Source organism: Bradyrhizobium vignae, assembly GCF_004114425.1.
Taxonomy (GTDB): Bacteria; Pseudomonadota; Alphaproteobacteria; order Rhizobiales; family Xanthobacteraceae; genus Bradyrhizobium; species Bradyrhizobium vignae.
This window is the reverse complement of record NZ_RDQF01000125.1, coordinates 1-3,007: the sequence shown is the minus strand read 5'-3', so window position 1 is coordinate 3,007 and position 3,007 is coordinate 1. Positions and strand designations below refer to the sequence as shown.

The 3,007-nt window shown below is 63.7% G+C and carries 3 protein-coding genes; all 3 read left to right on the top strand.

Annotated elements, in window-relative coordinates; genetic code table 11:
- Positions 1 to 266: 266 nt before the first annotated feature.
- On the top strand, positions 267 to 1,016 hold the full coding sequence (locus EAV90_RS38910; protein ID WP_129146452.1) for an IclR family transcriptional regulator: 750 nt from the start codon (positions 267 to 269) through the stop codon (positions 1,014 to 1,016).
- 88 nt (positions 1,017 to 1,104) lie between these two features.
- Entirely contained in the window at positions 1,105 to 2,055 is a 951-nt protein-coding gene (locus EAV90_RS38905) for an amidohydrolase family protein (protein WP_347338837.1), read from the top strand.
- Positions 2,052 to 2,975, top strand: coding sequence for an SMP-30/gluconolactonase/LRE family protein (locus EAV90_RS38900; protein ID WP_164937301.1), 924 nt, complete (start codon positions 2,052 to 2,054; stop codon positions 2,973 to 2,975). The genes EAV90_RS38905 and EAV90_RS38900 overlap by 4 nt, the downstream gene beginning before the upstream one ends.
- The last annotated feature ends 32 nt before the right edge of the window (positions 2,976 to 3,007 follow it).

Below are 3,007 nucleotides of genomic sequence, written 5' to 3'. Positions count from 1 at the left end.
TGGTGGGCCCGGCAGGACTCGAACCTGCAACCAGACCGTTATGAGCGGCGGAAGATCGATCGTCTTCCTTGATTTTCCGGTGCTTTCGTTCGATTCCGTTTGGGTTCGTCGCGCTTCGGTCGGAGCGTTTCTGGTGCGAAACTGGTGCGGTTCACAATCCCCGCCGAGTTTACGAAACCTGCACTTTTCTGGAATCCGTTACGATGTCGTAGCCCCTTCTCTCTGCGGGCAGAATGCCTTAGGAAGTGGCGGAGATGAGGGTGGACATGGCAAAGCAGACCGCGAAAAAGGAGGCTGGACTCAAGGGCGTATCGGCAGCCGAACGGGCACTCGCGGTATTGACCGCGTTCCGTCGCGGCGACGGTGCTTTGTCGCTGGCGGAGTTGGCCGAGCGGACCGGTCTCGTCAAGAGCACGATCCTGCGGCTTGCTTTGTCGCTGCAACAATACCGCCTGCTCGCGCGCTTGCCGGATGGATCTTATCGGCTCGACGCCGAGACGTTACGTCTTGGCACCGCGTATCAGCAGGCGTTTCGTCTGTCCGACCACGTCATGCCCGTGCTCGAGCAACTCGCGGCAAAAACCGGCGAGACGACATCCTTCTACGTTCGCAACGGCGATGAGCGGCTGTGTCTTTTCCGGGTGGAGAGCACCAACCGGATCCGGATGACCGTGCAGCCGGGGGATACTCGGCCGATGGACAAATCAGCCATCGCGCAAACGCTTCGTCGGTACGAGTCCGGACTACCCGGAGCTGACGACGAACTGCCGCTGTTCACCTCTGGCATCACCGATCCTCACGCCGCCGCCCTCGCCATGCCGGTGTTCGGTATCGGTGATTCCCTGATCGGAGCGCTCGCGATCTCCGGGCCGGTCAGCCGCCTCACCACGGCGCGGGCGGAGCAGATCAAGGGAGCGCTGGTGGAAGCGGCCACCAAGCTCACTTTGGCGTGCGGCGGAACGCTGTGGTCCGGCACCGCAAAGGGGACACGCAAGCGGTCCAACGCAACGGCATAAAACGAAACTCCATTTCATTTTTCTTGCCGAGTGCACTGCCGCGGGCTTATAAGCCTCCCCATAACAAATGATTGGGAGGACGAACGTCGTGGCCGCAGCAACGTTCACACGCAGGACGGTCCTTGCGGGCCTGGGCGCATCGCTCGTTCCGCGCGGAACGACCGCGCAGGCGGAGGACGTGCGCTGGTCGACCGGTTCAGAGAAGCCGCGGTTCGTTGCACCGGCCGGCGCCACGGATTGCCATTTCCACACCTACGACAAGTCCTATCCGGTCATGAACGGCGCGACCCTGCTGCCGGAGGATGCGTTGCCCGACGATTATCGTGCCCTGCAGTGCCGGATCGGCACCACGCGAGGCGTGATCATCCAGCCGTCCACTTATGGTACCGACAACCGGCTGCAGATCGCCTCGCGGCAGGCGCTCGGCGCGGAGAATTTTCGCGCGATTGCCGTCGTTGCGGAGGACGTCTCCGACGCCGAACTGCGGCGGCTCGACGAGCAAGGTGTTCGCGGGGTTCGCTTCAACCTTGGCTTCCCGGGCGTGCTAACGGTGGAGTCTCTCAAGCTGCTCGCGCCAAGGCTCGCCGATCTCGGCTGGCACTGCCAGATCAACATGCGGCCCAAGCAGATCGAGGATCACGCCGATCTACTGGCCTCTCTGCCGGGGCGTCTCGTGTTCGATCATCTGGCGCAGGTCCCGCAACCGGCCGGCGTCGAGAGCGCGCCCTACAAGATCATCCGTGGCCTGCTCGACCGCGGCAAGACCTGGGTCAAGCTGTCCGGCCCCTACGTGTCGAGCAAGCAGGGCGTGCCTGATTACGCCGACGCAGGCGCCGTTGCGGCAGCCTACGTGAAAGCCGCACCGGAGCGGATGGTCTGGGGTAGCGACTGGCCGCATCCTTCCGAGCGGGACCGCAAGCCGGATGATGCGCGCCTGTTCGATCTCTTCGCCCAATGCGCAGGAAGCGACCTCGCGTTCAAGCGTATCCTCGTCGACAACCCTGCCGAGCTCTACGGCTTTCCGAAAGTCACGCCATGACATTCTTCAGCCCGCCGCGCCGGATCGAGACCAGCATTTTCACGCGCCTTCCGGACCAGTTCCGCAAGCCGCGCCGCACCGCCTGGGCCGATGCCAATCAGGGCGGACGCGAGATCGACTCGTTCCTCGAGGGACCTTCGTTCGATCGGCAGGGCCGGCTTTACGTCACCGACATTCCCTACGGACGCATCTTCCGCGTCAGCGAGGTGGGCGAGTGGGAGCTCGTCTCAGAATATGATGGATGGCCGAACGGACTGAAGATCCATCGCGACGGCCGCGTCTTCATCACCGACTACAAGCGCGGCATCATGCTGCTGGACCCCGCAACCGGCAAGGTGACGCCGTATCTCGAAACCGCTGCGAGCGAGAGCTTCAAGGGCGTCAACGACCTGGTCTTCGCGCCATCAGGAAATCTCTATTTCACCGATCAGGGCCAGACCGGGATGCATGATCCAAGCGGCCGGGTCTGGAAGCTCACGCCGGATGGGCGGCTCACTTGCCTGCTCAACACAATTCCCAGCCCGAACGGCATCGTCGTCGACCCCGAGGAGAGCTTTCTGCTCGTCGCGGTGACGCGCGCCAACCAGATCTGGCGCGTGCCGCTGGCGGCCAGCGGCCTGACGACGAAGGTCGGGATCTTCTCGCATCTGCATGGCGGCCCCGGCGGTCCAGATGGGCTTGCGCTCGACAGCGGCGGCAATCTGCTGGTCTGTCACACCGGCTTCGGCTCGATCTGGCGGCTCTCGCCGCTGGCCGAACCGCTCGACCGCATCGTCTCCTGCGCGGGCGTCGGCACCACCAATCTTGCTTTTGGTGGACCCGAGCGAAAGAGCCTCTTCATCACCGAGAGCCGCACCGGAACATTGCTACGCGCCGAACTCGATACGCCGGGCTTGGCGATGTTCTCCCACGCGGAGTAGTTGCCACACACTCAGTGTCATCGCCCGGCCGC

What these genes read in the sequence shown, in the direction of transcription:
- EAV90_RS38900 (WP_164937301.1), top strand. Translation starts at nt 2,052, where the DNA reads ATGACATTCTTCAGCCCGCCGCGCCGGATCGAGACCAGCATTTTCACG.
- EAV90_RS38910 (WP_129146452.1), top strand. Translation starts at nt 267, where the DNA reads ATGGCAAAGCAGACCGCGAAAAAGGAGGCTGGACTCAAGGGCGTATCG.